Genomic DNA, 20,757 nt, shown 5'->3' with positions numbered 1-20,757 from the left:
AGGTTATTCAGGCTGTTCGGAACCTTGTCGTCGATCTGAGGCAGGAAGCGGGTCAGGCAGCGGAACGCGGCCTGGATGTGGCCGCCGGGGCAGCCGAAGCGGTCGTACAGATCGAGGTGACGGAAGGCGGTATCGAGGTCGTCCCTGTACATCAACTGAACCGCGCGACGGCCCAGCCAGACGCATTCGGGGTTGCCGCCCGGACCATTGATGGCACGGGCAGCTTCGGCGAACTCGTCGGTCCGCTTCTGGTTCTGGTTCTGGCTCTGGTTCGCGTCCTTGGCGGCGTCGGTTGCCTGGGCCGCCGGCTGCTTGCCCTGGTCGGGGGCAGGCGTGCCGCTCTGGGCGGACACGCCGCCGAAGCTGGCTATAAGGACAAGGCAGGAGACGGCCAAGGTGGCGGCGAACTGCCGCAGGACCGCATTTCGTGACTCGAACACCCGTTGCCGCATGAATTCCCCAATGTATCCGCTGCCCGTCCGCGTCAGGATCCCGCGGACGCGCTGGTGATGGCGTCCAAATGGGTCTCCAATGCGGCGGAAAAGTCTTTCGGAGTCCATGGCCTGTATTTGGAATTTTGTCCAGCAAAGTCACGACGCTAGGTCACGGTCGAACGGCCGCAGCCCCATTCCCTCAAGACAGGAACGGATCCGTGGGAACGGATCGGCATCGGGACACCCGCTTTGACACCCCCTTGGCAGATGGCGTGCAAGCAGGTAATCGACGGACCCTTCGCGGAGGACGGAACCGATTTCTCTTCGTACGCCACTGGCGCTTCTGCTCGTTTCACTGGGTGCGATTGCTGCCGTGTGGTGGTGGTTGGCGACGCCGATCACGCTCGCGCGCGCCCCGATCGATCCCGCCGAGAAGGTCCAATGCGTCTCCTACGCGCCGTTCCGCGGCGAGCAGACGCCGCTGGAATCGTGGACCCATATCGAGGCCGAGCAGATCGAGCAGGATTTGCGCCAGCTCAAGGAGATCACCGACTGCGTCCGCACCTATTCCATGGAGAACGGGCTCGACCAGGTGCCGGCGATCGCAGCCAAGGTCGGCGGGTTGAAAGTGCTGCAGGGCATCTGGCTCTCCAGCAATCGCACCAAGAATTATGAGCAGGCCGCGCTCGCCATCCGCCTCACCAAGCAATTCCCCGAAATCATCACCACGCTCATCGTCGGCAACGAGGTGCTGCTGCGCGGAGAGATGACGACGGCGGACCTCGTCTCCATCATCCGTCTGGTGAAGACGCAGGTCAGCGTGCCCGTCACCTATGCCGATGTCTGGGAGTTCTGGCTGAAGAACCGCGAGGTCTATGACGCCGTCGACTTCGTCACCATCCACATCCTGCCCTATTGGGAGGATATCCCCGTCAAGGCGAAGTTCGCCTCCGCCCATGTCGAGGCGATCCGCGAGCGCATGGCGGTGGCGTTTCCCGGCAAGGAGATCCTGATCGGCGAGACCGGCTGGCCGAGCGAGGGACGCATGCGCGACGGCGCGTTGCCCTCGCGCACCAACCAGGCGCGCGTGGTCTCGGAAATCCTGGGGCTTGCGAAGGCGAACAAATTTCGCGTCAATTTGATCGAGGCCTACGACCAGCCGTGGAAGCGCAGGCTGGAAGGCACCGTCGGCGGCTATTGGGGCCTGTTCGATTCGGTGCGCCGGGGCCTGAAATATCCGCCGGGCCAGCCGATCAGCAATTTCCCGTACTGGAAATGGTACATGGGCGCGGGCATGGGCCTGTCCGTGCTGGTGTTCGCGGTGGCGCTGATCACGCTGCGCCGGCGGCCTTGGACGCCGCGTTTCTCGGCCTGGCTCGGTGTCGCCATCTCGGCGACGACGGCGGGAAGCCTGCTCGGGATCGGCGCCGACAAGATGTATTACGAGAGCTACGGCATCGGCGGCTGGCTGCTCTGGGGCGCGCTGCTGCTCGCCGGCATCCTGTCGCCGATCTTCTGCGCCCAGGCGATGGTGATCGGCCGCAGCCTTCCGACCTTCCTCGATCTGCTAGGTCCGCGCGAGGGCCGCAAATGGTCCAAGCTCACCGCAGTGCTCGGCCTGACGCTCGCGGTGACCGCGGTGATCGCGGCCGCGACCGCCCTCGGCTTCGTGTTCGACCCGCGCTACAAGGATTTTCCCTACGCCTCGCTGACGATGGCGGTGGTGCCTTTCGCTCTTCTGATGCTGAACCGGCCGCAGATCGGCCAGCGTCCGATCGCGGAAGCGGTGTTCGCGGGCGTGCTGGCGCTGTCGGCGGTCTTCGTGCTCTTCAACGAAGGCCGCGACAATTGGCAGTCGCTGTGGACCTGCGCGATCTATCTGTTGTTCGCGCTCACGCTGTGGCGGGCGCGGGCCGAGCAAACCCAAGAATGAACAGGCCGATCGCAAGGCCCGACAGCACGACATTGTAGAGCACGATGCCAAGCCCGGCGGCGATGATGCCGACGGTGAGCAGCACGATCGACGGCCGCATCAGGTTCAGCGTCGCAACCACCAGCGCAACGATGCCGAAAACCGAATTCTTGAACAGCACGGTCGAGACCGACCGCGCCTTGCAGGCCAGCGTCTGGAGCCCGGCGTCACAGGCGAGGGCGACCTGCGAGAACTCGATCGCGAGATAGCGCACGTAGAGCGCACAGCCGACGGTGACGAAACCGACGACGAGCAGGAACTGCACCTGATAGGGCGTGAGGCGGAAGGGCTTCTTTGTCATGGGGGCAATATGGTCGGGATGGCGGAACGGGGCAACAGGGCAGGTGCAAGTTTCTGGTCGACCCGAACCGTCAAGCCTCGGAGCGTTCTTGCGTGTGCCGGCTCTGTGCCGCGAGCCGACGTTCATATTTGTCGGCCAATGCGAGCAAGCGCTGCTTGACATAGGGGTCGGCACGGTCGGCCAGTTCGCGGATCAACACGAGTTGCTCGCGCAGAAAGGTCGCCTCCATCATCTCCGCTCCGAATCAAATTCGGCGCGGATACTGCCGTCCTAGGCGAACCCCGCTCGTATCATTTGGTACGTGCCGAGACGCTGCTGGTCATTTCAATCCGAGCCGGCGCTCGACCCAGCCGAGAACGAACAGCACGAGCAACGTGACCGCGATGGCAGCACCGACCAGCAGCCAAGCGCCCAGCGCGCAGGCAATTCCGAGCCCTGCCGCAATCCAGACCGTCGCCGCGGTCGTGAGGCCGTGAACGGTCTTCGCCTTGGCGTCGTGCAGGATGACGCCAGCGCCAATGAAACCGACGCCCGTCAGCACGCCGGCGACGACGCCCTGGATCACTCGCGAGATCGCATCGGGGTGGTCGCGCAGGTTCTGGAACTCGATCACGGAAATGGACACCAGCGCAGAGCCGAGAGCCACCAGGGAAAGGGTCCGCATTCCCACCGGCTTGTCGTTCATGTCGCGATCGATGCCGATCAGCAGGCCCGTTCCGGCCGCGACGAGCAGCCTCAGCACATCATCCAGTTCGTTCATCGAATTCCGCAGGTTCTGACAGGTGAAGCGACGCCAATAGCTCGCCGTCAATGAACGCGAACGGGCTGCGAAAGGGCAGCTCAGGTCCCAGCGTCCGATCGCCGCATGCAGGCGGCTCGCGTCGAGGATGAGCGCCCTACCGCCTGAAGAAGGACGTCAGTGTCGATGCGGCCGAGGCCGTCTCCGGCTTGGCCGGTGCCGGCTGCGCAGCGGGCGCAGGCGCGGGCTCCTCGCGCTTCGACGAGCGCTTTGAGGAATAGCTGCGGCGGCGCTTGTCCGGCTTCTCGGGCTTTGTGACGGGCGCGGTTTCGGCTTGCGGAGCCGCATCCTGGTTCTTCTCGGAATTCTTCTCCTGAACCCTGTCTTGAGACTTCTCTTGTGCCTTGTCCGACGTCTTTTCCGAACCGCGCATCGACAGCCGCTGGCCGTCGAACACGGTGGTCTCGCAGTGACGATCGTTCTCGGCGAGGCTGGCGCAGAATTTCGCGGCGGCGGCAGCATTGACGAGCGGACCGGCACCGAGGCGGAGCTGCATGCCGAGCCCGGTGGTGCCTTCCTTGATCATGATGATCGGCCGCAATGACGCGACTTCCGGATTGGATTTGGTCACGCCGCGCCAGAGTGCGCGCAGGCCGTCGACCGAATTGGCGCCGCCGAGGTCGATGGCGAAACGCGTCTGCTGAACCGCGATCGCGGGGGAGTCGTTCTCGGTTGCTTCCACCGGCTTGGCGGCTGCCGCGACGATTTCGGTCGGGGCGGGCGCCGGCTCGGTCTTCTTCTCGGCGGCCTTCTCGTTCGTCTCGGGCTGCGTCAATTTCGATGCGGCCGGATCGGGCGGTGCCATGATCGACTTGGACGGCACCAGCGGCACGGTCGGCAACGCCGAGTTCATGGCCGTGGACTGTTGCACGAGGGAGGCGGCGGCAGCGGTCTGCGACGGCGGGCTCGGCGGCTCCTTGGCTGCTTCCTTGACGGCTTCCTTGACAGCTTCCTTGGGCGTATCTTTCGCAGCCTCGGTGCGTGGCTTGTCGCCGGCGGAAGCGGGCGTCGAGGCGACTGGCGCGACACTGGGGGCGGCGGGCGCGGCATCCTGCGCCTTGCCGGCCTGCGGCGGCGAAGCGGTCTGCTTGGCGATGGCGCCGGTGACGGAATCGAGCCCTTGCTCCAGCACGGTGACGCGCGAATAGAGCCGGTCGCGATCGTTGTTCAGCGTCTCGATCGCCGCGGTGAGGCGGCGGGCCTCGTTCTGGCTCTCCCTGGTCAGCATCTGCAGCCGGTCGGCCTGGCGCGCGAGATCCGCGGAGGCCATCTGATCGCGCCGCCAGCCGAGCCCGGCCTGGTTGGCGAGTACAGCGATGGTGACGGCGCCCACGGCCGCGACGCCCCACGAGCCCAGCCGCCACATCATGCGGCGGTCGAACGCGCTTTCCTCGGCCACAAGTCCGGAGAACAGCCCGCCGGTCTCCTTGGTGCCGAAGGCATCCGCCAGTGGGTCGGAATCCTTTGCCATGAACGTTAAGTGCCCAGCCCCGAAGCTTCCCCGAATCAATCAGGGAACATTAACAGGAAAACCCCGTCGCACTTGAATTCCGGGCGTTTGCGGGGGTAGCAAGGCGAGAGCTTTTCAGGGTGACCCGCCGCCCGTCGCGCCAATTGATTCGGCCGTATCTGACAGGATTTCGATGACCGCCCGTTCCAGCCTCACGATCGTGCTCGCCGCCGGCGAAGGCACGCGCATGCGATCGAGCCTGCCGAAGGTGCTGCATCCGGTCGCTCAGCAAACGCTGCTCGCCCACGTGCTCGCCGCGGCACCCCAGGGAACCGGCACCTCGCTCGCTGTGGTGATCGGCCCCGACCACCAGGCGGTTGCGGACGAGGCGAGGCGCATCAGGCCCGACGCGCTCACCTTCGTGCAGGCCGAGCGGCTCGGCACCGCGCATGCGGTGCTGGCGGCACGCGAGGCGATCGGGCGGGGCGTCGATGATCTTCTCGTCGCCTTCGGCGACACGCCGCTGATCTCGGCCGAGACCTTTGCGCGGCTGCGCGCGCCGCTCGCAAAAGGCGCCGCCATCGCCGCGCTCGGATTTCGCGCCGCCGATCCCACCGGCTATGGCCGCTTCATCGTCGAGGGCGAACGCCTGGTCGCGATCCGCGAGCAGGCCGATGCCAGTGCTGAGGAGCGCAAGATTGATCTGTGCAATGCCGGCGTGATGGCGATCGACGGCCGCCGGGCGCTTCAGATCCTCGGGCAAATCGGCAACGCCAATTCCAAGGGCGAATATTATCTGACGGACGCGGTCGAAATCGTCCGCAAGCAGGGATGGGAGTCCGTGGTGATCGAGACCAGCGAAGACGAGGTGCGCGGCATCAACACCAAGGCGCAGCTCGCCGAGGCCGAAGCCGTGATGCAGACGCGCCTGCGCAAGGCGGCGATGGAGGCCGGCGTCACGCTGATCGCGCCGGAGACGGTTTATCTCGCCGCCGACACGGTGTTCGGCAAGGACGTTACCATCGAGCCGTTCGTGGTGATCGGCCCTGGCGTGTCGATCGCCGACGGCACCGTGATCCATTCCTTCTCGCATATCGTCGAGACCACGCTCGGCAAGAACGTCTCGATCGGTCCTTATGCGCGCCTTCGGCCCGGCACCTCGCTCGGCGACGGCGCGCGGATCGGCAATTTCGTGGAGACCAAGGCGGCGACGCTGGAAGCGGGCGTCAAGGTCAACCATCTCTCCTACATCGGCGATGCCACCGTCGGCGCCAACTCCAACATCGGTGCGGGCACCATCACCTGCAATTACGACGGTTTCAAAAAGCACAAGACGGTGATCGGGCAGGGCGCCTTCGTCGGCACCAATTCCTCGCTGGTGGCGCCGGTCAGAATCGGCAACGGAGCCTATATCGGCTCGGGCTCGGTGATCACGCGCGACGTGCCTGATGACGCCATGGCGCTGGAGCGCAACCAGCAGACCATCCGCGAAGGCGGCGCGGCGCGCTATCGCGAGATGAAGACGGGCGGCAAGAAGCCGGAGAAGTAGGCGGCCGCGTGCGCCCTGGTTCTCGGGTGGTGAGGCGTCCGCTATTCGTCGTCGGCGAATTCGGAGAAGATCGCGCGGGTCAGGCGCCAGCCGCGTGGCTTGGCGCGCTTGGCCGGCGAGCCTTCCGGATGCTTCAGGAAGACCGGCTTGCTTTCCTTGCCGCGCTGGGGCGGCGGCCAATGCGCAAGGTGCGTGCCCGTGGTCTCGCTGGCGCGCACGGACATCGATGACAGACCTTTGCGGTCGGACGAGCCTTTCATGGCTTTGCTCTCCTGCACCGGAATCGTTGGTCAAACATGTTGACAACAAGTTAATGCGCGCGGTTTAACGCCGGCCAATTCGACGCAGGCGAAGCTCAGATTGCGGTCCATGCTGTCTCAATCCGCAATAATTATTGAGTATATGGTTCCCTAGGAATTTCGCTAAAAACCGGGCGCGTCGTTTAGGCGATTTTTCGACGATTTGGGGGATAGTGATCCGCATGTGCGGGATTGTCGGCATTCTCGGGCGCGAGCCGGTTGCAGAGCAGCTGGTGGATTCGCTCAAACGTCTTGAATATCGCGGTTACGACTCGGCGGGCGTCGCCACGCTGGAAGGCAAGCACCTCGAGCGCCGGCGCGCCGAGGGCAAGCTGAAAAATCTGGAGAAGCGGCTGCAAGCCGAGCCGCTCCAGGGCACGACCGGCATCGGACACACCCGTTGGGCCACCCACGGCAAGCCGACCGTCAACAACGCCCATCCGCACGCGACCGAGCGCGTCGCCGTGGTCCACAACGGCATCATCGAGAATTTCCGCGAGCTGCGCGAGGAGCTCGAGAAGAAGGGCACGGTGTTCCACACCGAGACCGACACCGAGATCGTGCTGCATCTCGTCGACGATCTGCTCACGCGTGGCAACAAGCCGGTCGAAGCCGTCAAGCTGGCGCTGCGGCGCTTGCGCGGCGCCTTCGCGCTCGGCTTCATCTTCGCCGGCGACGACGACCTCATGATCGGCGCCCGCAACGGGCCGCCGCTGGCGATCGGCTATGGCGACGGCGAGATGTATCTCGGCTCCGACGCCATCGCGCTCGGCCCGTTCACCGACACAATCAGCTATCTCGAGGACGGCGACTGGGTGGTGCTGACCCGCAAGAGCGCCACGATCTTCGACAAGGACGGCAACGCCGTTCAGCGCGAGAAGATCAAGCACGCCGCCTCGACCTCGCTGGTCGACAAGGCCAACTATCGCCACTTCATGGCCAAGGAAATCCACGAGCAGCCGGAAGTGGTCGGCCACACGCTGGCGCGCTACGTCGACATGGCGACGGAGCGGGTCTCGCTGCCGGTCAAGCTGCCGTTCGACTTCAAGAACATCCAGCGCATCAACATCACGGCGTGCGGCACCGCGAGCTATGCCGGCTTCGTCGCAAAATACTGGTTCGAGCGCTTTGCGCGCCTGCCGGTCGAGGTCGATGTCGCCTCCGAATTCCGCTACCGCGAAGCGCCTTTGCGCAAGGGCGATCTCGCCATCTTCATCTCGCAATCGGGCGAGACCGCCGACACGCTGGCGGCACTGCGCTATGCGAAGGCCGAGGGCGTGCACACCGTCGCCGTCGTCAACGTGCCGACCTCGACGATCGCCCGCGAGAGCGAGACCGTGCTGCAGACGCTGGCCGGCCCCGAGATCGGCGTCGCATCGACCAAGGCCTTCACCTGCCAGCTCATGGTGCTGGCCAATCTTGCGATCGCGGCCGGCAAGGCGCGCGGCGAACTCTCCGACGAAGACGAGACCAAGCTGGTCCACGGTCTCGTCGAGGTCCCGCGCCTGATGGCGGACGCGCTCACCACCGAGCTCCAGATCGAGAAGCTCGCACACCGGATCGCCAAGTCGCGCGACGTGCTCTATCTCGGCCGCGGCACCAGCTTCCCGCTCGCGCTGGAAGGCGCGCTGAAGCTGAAGGAGATCTCCTACATCCACGCCGAGGGCTATGCCGCCGGTGAGCTCAAGCATGGGCCGATCGCGCTGATCGACGAGACCATGCCCGTGGTCGTCATCGCGCCCTATGACCGGGTGTTCGAAAAGACGGTCTCCAACATGCAGGAGGTCGCCGCCCGCGGCGGCAAAATCATCCTGATGACGGACGCCAAGGGCGCGGAAGAGGCGACCGTCGAGTCCCTCGTCACCATCGTCATGCCCGACATGGCGGCGGCTTTCACGCCGATGGTCTATGCCGTCCCCGTGCAGCTGCTCGCCTATCACACGGCTGTCGTGATGGGCACCGATGTCGACCAGCCGCGCAACCTCGCCAAATCGGTGACTGTGGAATAGGCAGAAGGGATATCAACCGGTCGCGGTCTTCCAAAACCTGCTAGAAGACCCTAGCTTGTGTGCTGCGACCGACTTGGAACCCGAATGAACCCCCGCGACGACGCGCCTGCGCCTCTTGATCCCCTGCCGGAACCGCATACCGGCCTGATGGGCCGCTTCCGCAATTACTTTCTGACCGGCCTCGTCGTCACAGGGCCGATCGCCATCACGCTGTATCTGGTCTGGTGGTTCGTCACCTGGGTCGACGGCGTGGTGCGGCCGTTCGTGCCGCTGGCCTACCGGCCGGAAACCTATCTGCCCTACGTCATTCCCGGCTGGGGACTGGTTGTCGCATTCTTCACGCTGACGCTGGTCGGTTTCCTCGCGGCCAATCTGATCGGCCGGACGCTGGTCGATGTCGGCGAAACCTTCCTTGGCCGGATCCCGGCCGTGCGCGCGATCTATCGCGGCCTCAAGCAGGTGTTCGAGACGCTGTTCTCGGGCAAGGGCTCGAGCTTCAGGAAAGTCGGCCTGGTCGAGTTTCCTTCGCCGGGCATGTGGTCGATCGTGCTGATCTCACAATCGCCGAATGAAGAGGTCGCGCGCAGCCTGCCGGGGCAGGAGGAGCATGTCTCCGTGTTCCTGCCGTGCTCGCCGAACCCGACCACCGGATTCTTCTTCTACGTGCCCAAGAGCAAGATCGTCGAGGTCGATATGAGCACCGAAGACGCCGCAACGCTGATCATGTCGGCCGGCGTCGTGCAGCCGGGCTCGGCGCCCGACCCGAAAAAGGCCGCGGCGCTCGCGGGCATGGCGAACGCCGCGCGCATCGCCAACGCGTCGGTACTCAAGCCCGAGCCTGCGAAGGTGGAGTAGGGCCATTCCATCGCGGGATGGCCGCCGGTCACGCGCGCGCAGGCATCCTCTGCTAGTCTCCTGTCGGGCCGAGCGCCTCGCTCGGCGTTCGACCTGGAGTGCATGATGTCCAAAACCATTGCGATTCTCGCGCCCGGCGCCATGGGCAGCGCCGTCGCCCGCCGGCTCAGCGAGCATGGCGCGCGGGTGTTGACGTCTTTGGACGGTCGGAGCGAGGCGACGCGCAAGCGTGCAGCAGACGCCGGCATGGTTGGCGCCGACGACGATGCGATTGCGGACGCCGACATCGTTCTTTCGATCGTGCCGCCTGGCGAAGCCGTCGCGCTGGCTGAACGGCTGGCCGCGCTGATCGTCAGGCGCGAGAAAAAGCCAATCGTGGTCGATTGCAACGCCGTCAACGTCGACACCGTGTTGCGGATCGAGGAGATCATCGGCTCCGCACAGGCCCCGTTCGTGGATGGCGGGATCATCGGCTTTCCGCCGCAGTCGGGCGGCAAAAGTCCGGCGTTCTATATGTCCGGCGAATACGCCAAGGACGTTGCGGTGCTGAAGGATTTCGGCCTCGACGTGCGCATTGTCGAGGGGCCGGTCGGCGCCGCCTCCGCGCTGAAAATGTCCTACGCCGGCATCGTCAAGGGCCTCGCCGGCATTGGCTCGGCCATGGTGATCGCGGCCACGAAAGCGGGCGCGGCCGATGCGCTGCGCGACGAGCTGGCGCTCAGCCAGCCCGCCATTCTGGCCCGGCTCGAAGTCGCGCTGCCGGACATGATTCCGAAGGCCTATCGCTGGGTCGCGGAGATGCGGGAGATTTCCGGATTTCTCGGTCCCGATCACCCCGCCAGCCAGATCTATGAGGGATTTGCGCGGTGGTTTGAGCATCTGGCTGAGGACGCGAACGGTGAGGCGGTGGACGCCGAGCTGCTGAAGGCGTTTGCGGCGGGGATCGCGCGGACAAAATCCTGACGCGCCCACGCTCGTCCCCGCAAGGTTGCTGTTGAGGCGCGCGGGTCTCTATCCACACCGTCATTGCGCGCGAGGAGACGCTGCGGAGCCCGTCTGCTATTGTGTTTGCAGTTCATCTGATGACCGGAGTTCGAATGAGAGTGCTGGTGATCGGCGCGGGCGCGCTCGGCGGCTATTACGGAGCTTGCCTGGTCCGGGCAGGCCGCGACGTGACCTTTCTGGTGCGCGAGAATCGGGCCGAGCTATTGCGCAGGAACGGCCTGCAGGTCGTGAGTCCGCACGGCGATTTTGCGGTGCAGCCGAAGCTCCTGCTGGCAAGCGATCTCAAGGAGCCGTTCGATGTCGTGCTCGTCGGCGTGAAAGCCTACTCGCTCGATGACGCGATGAGCCAGTTTGCGCCCGCTATCGGCACGAGCTCGATGATTCTTCCGATCCTCAACGGGCTGAAACACGTCGATGCTCTCACTGCAAGGTTCGGTGCCTCTCGCGTCCTCGGCGGTCTTGCGAACGTCAGTGCCGGACTGGATGCGGAGGGCCGGGTGGTTCAGTTCATGGCCAACCAGACCATCGTCTTCGGCGAGATCGAAGGGGCACTGAGCGAGCGCGCGCTCGCGCTGGAGACGCTGCTCGATGTTCCCGGCATCGACGTGCGCGCCAGCGAAGCGATCATGCAGGACATGTGGGAGAAGTTCGTCCAGCTCTCGACGCTCGCCGGCATCACCTGCCTGATGCGTGCCAGCATCGGCGACATCCTGGCCGTGCCGAACGGCGAGCAGTCCATTTTCCGCCTGTTCGCGGAGTGCTGCGCGGTTGCGACGGCCTCGGGATACGAACCGCGCGCCCCTTTCATCGAGTTCGACCGGAAACTATTCACCACGCTGGACTCGCCGCTCAAGGCCTCGATGCTGCGCGACATCGAGCGCGGCTCGATCACCGAGTCCGAGCATATCCTCGGCGACATGGCGAACCGCGCCCGTACGCTGGGTATCGAGACGCCGTTGCTGGACCTGGCCCGCGCGCATGTGGCGGCTTACGAGGTCGGACGAAGCAGAGCAAAGGGTTAACCCGCCCCGATCAGCGGGATCGCCTCGTCCCGTTCATACAGATAGAGCAGGCACCGCAACGCCTCGCCGCGCTCGCCCTTCAGTTTCGGATCGTCTTTCAGGATGCGCAGCGCTTCGTCTCTCGCCTGGGCGATGAGCTGGCCGTGCACCTCCGGGCGCGCGATGCGATAGCCCGGCAGGCCGCTCTGGCGGACGCCCAGCACGTCGCCTTCGCCGCGCAGCTTCAGGTCTTCCTCGGCGATGCGGAAGCCGTCGGTGGTTTCGCGGATCACCTTGAGGCGCGCCTTCGACATCTCGCCGAGCGGCTCCGAATAAAGCAGGATGCAGGTCGAGGCCTCCGAGCCGCGCCCGATGCGGCCGCGCAGCTGATGCAGCTGGGCGAGGCCAAAACGCTCGGCGTTCTCGATCACCATGATGGTCGCCGCGGGCACGTCGACGCCGACCTCGACCACGGTGGTGGCAACCAGAAGGCCGATCTCGTGGGCGGCGAACTGGCCCATCACCCGGTCTTTGTCGGCGCCCTTCATCTGGCCGTGGACGAGGCCGACACGTTGGCCGAAGCGCTTTTGCAGGCTCTCGAAACGTTTGGTCGCGTTGGTGAGGTGCTCGGTGCCCTCGGCCTCGGATTCCTCCACCAACGGGCAGATCCAGTAGACCAGCTTGCCGGCGTCGAGCGCGCGGCCGACGCCGTCCATGACCTCGCCGAGCCGGCTCATGGCGACGGCACGGGTGTCGATGGGCTGCCGGCCGGCAGGCTTCTCGCGCAGCTCGGAGATGTCCATGTCGCCGAAATAGGTCAGCACCAGCGTGCGCGGAATCGGTGTGGCGCTGAGCACCAGCACGTCGACGGCTTCCCCCTTCGACGTTAGAGCCAGGCGCTCGCGGACGCCAAAACGGTGCTGCTCATCGACGATGGCGAGCGCGAGGTCGTGGAAGATCACGTCGTCCTGGATCAGGGCATGGGTGCCGACGAGCAGGTCGATCTCGCCTGCTTCGAGCTGCGTGATGATCTCGCGCCGCTCCTTGCCTTTCTCGCGGCCGGTGAGGATCGCGACGCGCATGCCGGCCCGCTCGGCGAGCGGGGCGATGGTCTTGATGTGCTGGCGCGCCAGGATTTCGGTCGGCGCCATCAGCGCGGTCTGTTTGCCGACCTCGGCGACGGCGGCGGCGGCGAGCAGCGCGACCACGGTCTTGCCGGAGCCGACGTCGCCCTGGAGCAGGCGCAGCATGCGCACCGGCTGTTGCAAATCCTCGGCGATGGCGGCGGCGGCGCTGCGCTGTGACGGCGTCAGCGCGTAGGGCAGGGCGTCGATGATCTTGTTGCGCAGGTGTCCGTCGCCGGCATTGCGCACGCCGGCGGGGCGGCGCAGTTGCGCGCGGATCAAAGCGAGCGCGAGCTGGCCGGCCAGGAGCTCGTCGAAGGCGAGGCGCGACCAGAACGGCTGATCCGGCAGGATGTCCGTCAGCTCGACCGGCTGGTGCACCCGATTGAGCGCTTCGGCGATCGGCGGAAAGTTACAGCGTCGCATCACCTCCGGGCTGATCCACTCCGGCAGCGCCGGCAGCTTCTGCAACGCCTGCGCGATCGCGCGGCGCAGCGAGCCGAGCGCGAGGCCTTCCGTCAGCGGATAGACCGGATCGATGCCGGAGAGCTTCGAGATCGCTTCCTCGTCCAGCACGCGGTCGGGATGCACGATCTGCGGGATGCCGTCATACATCTGCAACGTGCCGGAGACGTAGCGCTTCTCGCCGACCGGCAGCAGCTTTTCGACATAGCCCGGCTTGGCGCGGAAGAAGGTCAGCACGACGTCGCCGGTGTCGTCGCTGGCGTAGACCAGATATGGGGCGCGAGCGTTGCGTGGCGGGGGCGGGCGGTGGCGGTCGACCGTGACCTCCAGCGTCACCATGGTTCCCTGCACGGCGTCACGGATTTTCGGCCGCGCCCGGCGGTCGATCACCTGGCTCGGCAGATGCAGCAGCAAGTCCACCAGCCGCGGCGTCTCGCTCCGGCTGAGCAGGTATTGCAGCAGCTTGTCCTGCTTCGGACCGACGCCGGGCAGGCTGGTCACGGCAGCAAACAGCGGATTGAGCAGGCTGGGGCGCATTCGGGCAACATTCGTCATGCGCGGGCTCGACCCGCGCATCCATCTTTTCAAGAGGATGGATTGCCGGGTCAAGCCCGGCAATGACGCGCATAAACATTTGCAACAACAAAGGGCTGACAGGGCCACCCCGAATGGCTATATCAACCCCGCCCGGCACGTCCGGGCTTTCTGCGTTTGACTGGATTTGAGACATGACGGGAACGACACGATCGAGCAGCGGGCTGGGCGATCGCCGCAAGCGGCTTCTGTTCCGCTGCTGGCACCGCGGCACGCGCGAGATGGATCTGATCCTCGGCCGCTTCGCGGACGCCGAGATCGGCAATTTGTCCGACGCCGAGCTCGATGAGCTCGAGGCGCTGCTCGAGGTCAACGATCCCGATCTCTATGCCGCCATCACCGGCGACAAGGTGCTGCCGGCTGACGTCACCGGCGCGCTGTTTGCCCGCATCAAGGCCCATCCGGTCGCGGACGGCGGCGTATGAAAGCGGCCATGAAATCTCCGGCCGAGCTGCTTGCGCCCGGCCGGGCGCTGACGCTTGCCAATGTCGCGGAAGGCGCCGAGGGGCTCGTCGTCTCGGACCTCGCGCGCGCCATCGCGGCGCGGCCGAAGAAGCCGGCGGTCAGCCTGGCGGTTGTCTGCCGCGACGGGCCGCGGATGCAGCAGCTCGAACGCGCGCTGCAGTTCTTCGCGCCCGACCTGCCGGTGCTGACCTTTCCGGCCTGGGACTGCCAGCCCTATGACCGCGTCTCGCCGCATGGCGGGATCCTGGCGCAGCGTTTGACCACGCTGGCGCGGCTCGCGTCCCTGACAGGCAGCGACAAGCCGCTGATCGTGCTGACGACGGTGAACGCCGCCGTGCAGCGCGTGCCGGCGCGCGAGCTGGTCGCGGCGCAGGCGCTGTCGGTTGCGCCCGGCAATGTGGTGCCGATGGACACCATCGTGGCCTGGCTCGAGCACAACGGCTACAACCGCTCCTCCACCGTGCGGGAGCCTGGCGAATATGCCGTGCGCGGCGGTATCCTCGACCTGTTTCCGGCCGGCCTCGACCAGCCGGTCCGCTTCGACTTCTTCGGCGACAGCCTGGAATCGATCCGCAGCTTCGATGCCGAGACCCAGCGCACGCAGCTCGACATGCGCTCGCTCGATCTGGTGCCCGTCTCCGAGTTCCAGCTCGTCACCGATACGATCCGCCGTTTCCGCATGGGCTATGTCGCCGAGTTCGGCGCGCCCGAGCGCGACGATGCGCTGTACGAGGCGGTCAGTGAGGGCCGCCGCCATCCCGGCATGGAGCATTGGCTGCCGCTGTTCCAGGACCGCATGGACACGCTGTTCGACTATCTGCAAGGCGCTCCGATCGCGATCGAGCCGCAGGGCGAGGATGCCGTCCGCGAACGCTTCAAGCAGATCCAGGACTATTACGAGGCCCGCCGCGAGGCGATGGAACATCCAGCGGGCGGCGCCATCTACAAGCCGCTGCCGCCGGATCGGCTTTATCTCACCGCCGAGGAGTGGACCAGGCGCGGGAGCGACATGCCGCTGGTGCGGCTGACGCAGTTCTCGGTTCCTGCAGACGGGACGAGTGTCGTCGACGCCGGCGCGCGCAAGGGCCGCGACTTCGCGCCGGAGCGTAACGACAGCACCGTCAACGTATTTGAATCCGTTGTCAACCACGTCATCGCCTTGCAGGCCCAGCGCAAGAAGGTGGTGATCGCGCTGTGGAGCGAAGGCTCGCGCGATCGCATGACCTCAATGCTGCGCGACCACAAGCTGACGCATACCACCAGCGTCAATGCCTGGCGGACGGTGCAAGCCACGCCACGCAACGAGACCATGCTCGCCGTGCTCGGCCTGGAGGCCGGTTTCGAGACCGACGAGATCGCACTGATCAGCGAGCAGGATATTCTGGGTGACCGCCTGGTGCGGACGCGCAAGGCCAGCCGCAAGCTCGACAATTTCATCTCGGAGATCACAAGCCTCACCGCGGGCGATATCGTCGTCCACGCCGATCATGGCATCGGTCGCTTCGTCGGCCTCCAGACCCTCGACGTCGCCGGCGCGCCGCACGACTGCCTCGAGCTGCATTATGCTGCAGACGCAAAATTGTTTCTGCCGGTCGAAAACATCGAATTGCTGTCGCGCTATGGCTCCGACCAGACGACGGTCGAGCTTGATCGTTTGGGTGGGAGCGGCTGGCAGACTCGCAAGGCGAAGCTCAAGAACCGCATCCGCGAGATCGCGGGCGAGTTGATCAAGATCGCGGCCGCGCGCCATCTGCATGAGGCGCCCAAGCTCCCGGTGCAGCCCGGCCTCTACGACGAGTTCTGCGCACGCTTCCCCTATGACGAGACCGAGGACCAGCTCGGCGCCATCGAATCCACGCTGAAGGACCTCGAACTCGGCCGCCCGATGGACCGGCTGATCTGCGGCGACGTCGGTTTTGGCAAGACCGAAGTGGCCCTGCGCGCAGCGTTTGCCGTGGCGCTCGAGGGCAAGCAGGTCGCGGTCGTGGTGCCGACCACGCTGCTCGCGCGCCAGCACGCAAAGACCTTCACTGAGCGCTTCAAGGGCTTTCCTGTGAACGTGGCGCAGGCTTCGCGCCTGATCGCGACCAAGGAGCTCAACCTCGTCAAGAAGGGCATCGCCGACGGCTCTGTCGACATCGTCGTCGGCACCCATGCGCTGCTTGGCAAGGCCATCAAATTCCGCGACCTCGGCCTCGTCATCGTCGACGAGGAGCAGCATTTTGGCGTGACTCACAAGGAGCGGCTGAAGGCGCTGCGCTCCGAGGTGCACGTGCTGACGCTGTCGGCAACCCCGATCCCGCGCACGCTGCAGCTGGCGCTCACCGGCGTGCGCGAGCTCTCGATCATCGCTTCGCCGCCCGTGGACCGCCTTGCGGTGCGCACCTTCGTCGCTCCGCACGACCCGCTGATGATCCGCGAGGCGTTGTTGCGCGAACGCTATCGCGGCGGTCAGGCATTCTATGTGGTGCCGCGCATCGACGACCTCGCCGAGGTCAAGGACTTCCTCGACAAGAACGTGCCTGAGATGAAGGTCGCGGTCGCGCACGGCCAGATGCCGCCCGCCGTGATCGAGGACATCATGACCGCGTTCTACGACGGCAAGTTCGACATCCTCTTGTCGACCACGATCGTCGAGTCCGGCCTCGACATCCCCAACGCCAACACGCTGATCGTGCATCGCGCCGACATGTTCGGCCTTGCGCAACTCTATCAGCTGCGCGGCCGCGTCGGCCGATCCAAGCTGCGGGCCTATGCGCTGTTCACGCTGCCGGCGCAGCAGAAGATCACGGCGCAAGCCGAGCGCCGGCTCACCGTGCTGCAATCGCTGGAGACGCTGGGCGCCGGCTTCCAGCTCGCCTCGCACGACCTCGACATCCGCGGCGCCGGCAATCTGCTCGGCGAGGAGCAGTCCGGCCATATCAAGGAGGTCGGCTTCGAGCTGTACCAATCGATGCTGGAGGAGGCGATCGTCAACCTCAAGGCCGGCGTGTCCGAGCCCGCCGCCGACCGCTGGTCGCCGTCGATCACCATCGGCATGCCCGTGCTTATTCCGGAGGATTACGTCGGCGATCTCTCGGTGCGGCTGTCGCTGTACCGGCGCCTTGCCGATCTCGACACCGAGGAGGAGATCGAGAACTTTGGCGCCGAGATGCGCGACCGCTTCGGCGTGCTGCCGGATGAGGTGCGCTATCTGTTCAAGGTCGCCGCGATCAAGGCGTTCTGCCGCCGGGCCAATGTCGGGAAGATCGACGCCGGCCCGAAGGGCGCCGTCATCGCCTTCCGCGACAATTCCTTCGCCCATCCCGATCGCCTGGTGAGCTTCATCCGCAGCTACGGCCAGGCTGCCAAGGTGCGGCCCGATATGAAAGTGGTGTTCCTGCAGGATTGGGAGACGCCGGAAGAGCGGCTCGCCGGCACCACGGAGATCATGCGGCAACTGGCACAACTGGCGGAGAGCAAGAAGGCGGCGTGAGGCTCTTTGTGTCCCGGACAAGCGCAGCGAAGCGGAGCGCAGAGCCGGGACCCAGTTCTTTCTTCGCCGCTTTTTTTGCCGCGACGGTGGGCCCCGGTTCTGCAGCGCACCGCGAAGGGCGCTGCGCGGCGCCCGGGGCACGAGACCTACGACGCCGCCCGCGACGCATCCGCCGACAGCCGCGCCAGCAGCGACCGTGCCGTGTCCGACGGCGACAGCGAGTCCACGCTGACGACGGGCTCGCTGCGCATCTCGTGCTTGCCGTTCGAGGTGTGCCGCATCACCGACGAGAGGCGGCGGGCGATCATATGCGCCGTGCGGAAATCGGTCTCCGCGAACACGACGATCACCGAGCCGTCCTTCTGCGCGACGCCGAAATCCATCTGCCGCATCAGGCGGCTCAAAATACGCGCGGCGTCCAACTGGGCGCGGAAATTGCCGGGCTCGAAAGCGAAGCGTGCGACCGACAGACCGCCGCCGCGGGCCAGCGTCTGCTCGACCGCCTTGGCGAAATCGCGGGCGAAGGCTTCCACCGTGAGCAGGCCGCTGCGCGGATCGAGCCAGCCGCCGGCATCGATCGAGCGCAGCGTGCGGCTCAATTGGGCTTCCATCGCGTGTTGGCGGATCAGCGGCAGCGCGTTGGCGGCGACCTTGGCCGGCTCGCCCGGGATCAGCTCGAGATTGGGCAGGTCGTAAGTCTGCGTCAGCTGGTGCGCGGTGACGACCACGGGCAGGCTGCGGAAGCGGGTGTCCTCGGCGAGCACCGTCAGAAAGGCGTCGGTGACGCGCGCGGTAAAACCTTCGGCGAGCACGACACCGTCGAGGTCGCGGGTGTTGAGATGTTTTGCAGCGGCCTCGATCGAGAGCGCGCCGACCACGCCGACGCGTTCACCGAGCGCGACGGAGAGCGCGGGATAGGCCGCGCCGCGTCCGATCAGGAGAACGGTCGCGTCGCGCGCGGGATCGCCTTGCGGCAGTGTGACCTTCACTTCAGGCAGCCGGCGCAGCACCGTGGCATGGAGCGTGCGCACCCGCAGCGCGGCGCGAAGCCGTGCGATCAGGCGGTCGGGATTGCCGCCGCGCGAGGCGAAGGGCAGGGCATTGTGGGGCAGCGCGCCCGCCGCATCCACGGCCACGAAGGGAAGGTAGGGCGATTGGTCGGCGATCTTCCTCGATAGCGCGGCCAAATGCGGCTCGTGTCCGCCATGCATCACAGCGAGAATCGCGGCGGGCTGCACCTCTTCAACCGCGCGCGCCGCGCTGGCCCAGTCGGTATCGACCACGGGAAAGAGCCGGGCCTCGTCCAGCGCCCCGACGAAGGGCGGCCGATCGGCATTGGACACAAAGAGGATCGGGCCCGCCTGGGACATTCGACAAACTCTGATCACGCGACAATTGCCGCGCAATCTAGTTTGGCCGCATTAATGCGGCGTCAACGGAGGTTGCGAAACTGCGCCTAGACCGGGCCGGAGCGATCGCGAAAAGCTTCGACCATCAGAGGGTTAAGGCCGAGTTCGCTGAGTGCCTCGCGGGCACGGGCATTGTCCTGGGCGCGTCCGGCCAGCCGGTGGCCGGACAACCGGTCGGGCAGCGCGGTGAGCAGCGCGCCCTGGCCGAGCCGGCGGGCCCATTCCTGCAAATCGTTGGAGAGGAAGCGGTAGCCGCCGACGGCCATGATGCCGGAGGGCGGCGCGGTGATGCAGATCGCCCCGCTCGTCCGGTCGAGCCGTGCGGCATAGCCGGTGTCGACATAGTCGCGCGGCGGCTGCGCCGTCAGAGTGTCGCCGACCGGCTGCGGCGGGGCATAGGCCGCGATCGGCACCATGGCGCCGCGCAGGCCGAGCGTGCCCTTCGGCGTCAGCAGGATCTCGCCGGCAATGGACGAGCCTGCCTGCTCGCGCGGGGCGCCGTGCGGCCCGGGCATCACCGCGACCGGCATGCCGTCCTCGCCGCGGCGGGCGCCGAACAGGCCGGCCTCGCCGAACAAATAGACGTCGGTCAATGGCGCATGCGGTGCGATCCAGGCCTCGCTCGCCGCCACCTGCTCGGGCGCGCGCCACAGGCCGACGACGTTGCGCAAGGACGGCATCCGCGCCGCCAGGTCGGAATCGCCAAGGCGCAAGGCGAGCTGCGCCGGAGCGATCAGCACCTCGCATTCGTGCTCGTTGATCTGCTGCTCCAGCACCTCGTTCTCGAACGGATGATGCAGCGCCAGCGCGCCGCCGGAGAGCAGCCACACCGCGAGCGAGGAAGCGAGGCCGGCGAACGACATCGGCGCAAACGCCGCCATCAAGGTCGCGCCCTGCCTGATGTCGGCTTCCAGCGACATCGCAAGCCCGCCGGCGATCAGGCTGAAATGCGGCCGCGGCACCGGGCGAAAGCCTTCCGCCGTGACGTCGAAGGAGATCATCGCCGCCTTGCGGCCGTCCTGGATCACGGCGCGCGTGGTGCCGGGCGGGCGGGCTAGCACGTCGTCGAGCGAGGCCATGCCTTCAGGCAGGTCGGTGCCGAAGCCGCAGACGTGACGGATGGAGAAGGCCTCGGCGGCCGCATGCATCGCGAGGTCGGCATAGCTGACGCCGTCGACCGTGCTCATGGTGACGATGGCGCGCGCCGCCGTGCGATTGAGCGCGGCGGTCAGTTCCGCATGCCGCCACAGTAGCGGCAGCACCGCGACGACGAGGCCGGCGCGGTGGGCGGCGAGCACGGTCAGCACGAACTCGACCGTGGCAGGCAATTGGATCGCGATGACGGAATTGGCCGGCAGGCCCGATTCGACGAAATAGGCCGACAGTGCTTCGATGGCCGTGTCAGCCTCGGCATAGCTCATCCGTCGCGGCTGGTGTCCGGTGACGCGGGCCTTGTTGAGGGGGTCGAGCAGCGCGGGCGCGTGCGGTTGCCGCATCAGCGTGCGCTGAAACAACGTGTCGAGCGTCGGCGATATGGCTGGCTGGTTCACG

The 20,757-nt window shown here is 66.2% G+C and carries 17 protein-coding genes; 8 read left to right on the top strand and 9 right to left on the bottom strand.

The window, feature by feature from the left end:
- Positions 1 to 452, bottom strand: a 452-nt coding sequence (locus SE92_RS04040; RefSeq protein WP_063194573.1) for a hypothetical protein, incomplete at its 3' end; no start/stop codon positions are given.
- Positions 453 to 807: 355 nt separating this feature from the next.
- On the opposite strand from SE92_RS04040, the gene SE92_RS04035 reads away from it, so the two are divergent.
- Complete coding sequence (locus tag SE92_RS04035; protein WP_063194572.1) at positions 808 to 2,367, top strand: glycoside hydrolase family 17 protein; 1,560 nt, start codon at positions 808 to 810, stop codon at positions 2,365 to 2,367.
- On the opposite strand, the gene SE92_RS04030 is transcribed toward SE92_RS04035, so the two are convergent.
- From SE92_RS04030 to SE92_RS04020, 4 genes are all read right to left on the bottom strand, one after another.
- The gene (locus tag SE92_RS04030) at positions 2,327 to 2,707 is read right to left on the bottom strand and encodes a hypothetical protein (protein ID WP_063194571.1); all 381 of its coding nucleotides are present in this window, start codon (positions 2,705 to 2,707) and stop codon (positions 2,327 to 2,329) included. The genes SE92_RS04035 and SE92_RS04030 overlap by 41 nt on opposite strands.
- Positions 2,708 to 2,777: 70 nt before the next feature.
- Positions 2,778 to 2,939, bottom strand: a complete 162-nt coding sequence (locus tag SE92_RS35595; RefSeq protein WP_157095088.1) for a hypothetical protein — start codon at positions 2,937 to 2,939, stop codon at positions 2,778 to 2,780.
- A gap of 87 nt (positions 2,940 to 3,026) precedes the next feature.
- Positions 3,027 to 3,467, bottom strand: coding sequence for an MgtC/SapB family protein (locus SE92_RS04025; protein WP_063203336.1), 441 nt, complete (start codon positions 3,465 to 3,467; stop codon positions 3,027 to 3,029).
- Positions 3,468 to 3,603: 136 nt separating this feature from the next.
- Positions 3,604 to 4,977 carry a hypothetical protein gene (locus tag SE92_RS04020; RefSeq protein ID WP_063194570.1) on the bottom strand — a complete coding sequence of 458 codons (1,374 nt, stop codon included), beginning with the start codon at positions 4,975 to 4,977 and terminating at the stop codon, positions 3,604 to 3,606.
- A 172-nt stretch (positions 4,978 to 5,149) separates the two neighbouring features.
- Between SE92_RS04020 and glmU the strand changes: the two genes are divergently transcribed.
- The gene (glmU, locus tag SE92_RS04015; protein WP_063194569.1) at positions 5,150 to 6,505 is read left to right on the top strand and encodes a bifunctional UDP-N-acetylglucosamine diphosphorylase/glucosamine-1-phosphate N-acetyltransferase GlmU; all 1,356 of its coding nucleotides are present in this window, start codon (positions 5,150 to 5,152) and stop codon (positions 6,503 to 6,505) included.
- Between the two features lie 41 nt (positions 6,506 to 6,546).
- Here glmU and SE92_RS04010 read toward each other — a convergent pair whose 3' ends face one another.
- On the bottom strand, positions 6,547 to 6,765 hold the full coding sequence (locus SE92_RS04010; protein ID WP_063203335.1) for a hypothetical protein: 219 nt from the start codon (positions 6,763 to 6,765) through the stop codon (positions 6,547 to 6,549).
- Between the two features lie 221 nt (positions 6,766 to 6,986).
- Between SE92_RS04010 and glmS the strand changes: the two genes are divergently transcribed.
- The 4 genes from glmS to panE all read left to right on the top strand — a co-directional run bounded on the left by glmS (position 6,987) and on the right by panE (position 11,695).
- Positions 6,987 to 8,813 (top strand): glutamine--fructose-6-phosphate transaminase (isomerizing), encoded by a 1,827-nt coding sequence (gene glmS / locus SE92_RS04005; protein WP_063194568.1) that lies wholly within the window; start codon positions 6,987 to 6,989, stop codon positions 8,811 to 8,813.
- An 84-nt stretch (positions 8,814 to 8,897) separates the two neighbouring features.
- Positions 8,898 to 9,668, top strand: a complete 771-nt coding sequence (locus SE92_RS04000) for a DUF502 domain-containing protein (RefSeq protein WP_063194567.1) — start codon at positions 8,898 to 8,900, stop codon at positions 9,666 to 9,668.
- A gap of 105 nt (positions 9,669 to 9,773) precedes the next feature.
- On the top strand, positions 9,774 to 10,631 hold the full coding sequence (locus tag SE92_RS03995) for an NAD(P)-dependent oxidoreductase (RefSeq protein ID WP_063203334.1): 858 nt from the start codon (positions 9,774 to 9,776) through the stop codon (positions 10,629 to 10,631).
- Positions 10,632 to 10,765: 134 nt separating this feature from the next.
- Positions 10,766 to 11,695, top strand: coding sequence for a 2-dehydropantoate 2-reductase (gene panE, locus SE92_RS03990; RefSeq protein ID WP_063194566.1), 930 nt, complete (start codon positions 10,766 to 10,768; stop codon positions 11,693 to 11,695).
- Here the strand turns inward: panE and recG are convergent.
- The gene (gene recG / locus SE92_RS03985) at positions 11,692 to 13,800 is read right to left on the bottom strand and encodes an ATP-dependent DNA helicase RecG (RefSeq protein ID WP_063203333.1); all 2,109 of its coding nucleotides are present in this window, start codon (positions 13,798 to 13,800) and stop codon (positions 11,692 to 11,694) included. The two genes, panE and recG, sit on opposite strands and share 4 nt — an antisense overlap.
- Before the next feature lie 191 nt (positions 13,801 to 13,991).
- Here recG and SE92_RS03980 point away from each other — a divergent pair, with 191 nt between their 5' ends.
- On the top strand, positions 13,992 to 14,282 hold the full coding sequence (locus tag SE92_RS03980; protein WP_063194565.1) for a succinate dehydrogenase assembly factor 2: 291 nt from the start codon (positions 13,992 to 13,994) through the stop codon (positions 14,280 to 14,282).
- On the top strand, positions 14,279 to 17,797 hold the full coding sequence (gene mfd / locus SE92_RS03975) for a transcription-repair coupling factor (RefSeq protein WP_063194564.1): 3,519 nt from the start codon (positions 14,279 to 14,281) through the stop codon (positions 17,795 to 17,797). The genes SE92_RS03980 and mfd overlap by 4 nt, the downstream gene beginning before the upstream one ends.
- A gap of 146 nt (positions 17,798 to 17,943) precedes the next feature.
- On the opposite strand, the gene SE92_RS03970 is transcribed toward mfd, so the two are convergent.
- Together SE92_RS03970 and SE92_RS03965 are read right to left on the bottom strand one after the other, a co-directional pair.
- Positions 17,944 to 19,167 (bottom strand): hypothetical protein, encoded by a 1,224-nt coding sequence (locus SE92_RS03970; protein ID WP_063194563.1) that lies wholly within the window; start codon positions 19,165 to 19,167, stop codon positions 17,944 to 17,946.
- 86 nt (positions 19,168 to 19,253) lie between these two features.
- On the bottom strand, positions 19,254 to 20,756 hold the full coding sequence (locus SE92_RS03965) for a class I adenylate-forming enzyme family protein (RefSeq protein ID WP_063194562.1): 1,503 nt from the start codon (positions 20,754 to 20,756) through the stop codon (positions 19,254 to 19,256).
- Position 20,757 lies beyond the last annotated feature (1 nt).

This window comes from Bradyrhizobium sp. AT1 (genome assembly GCF_001590795.1).
Classification (GTDB): Bacteria; Pseudomonadota; Alphaproteobacteria; order Rhizobiales; family Xanthobacteraceae; genus Bradyrhizobium.
Note: the sequence above shows the minus strand (reverse complement) of the source record. Positions and strands in the feature narration are given on the sequence as shown.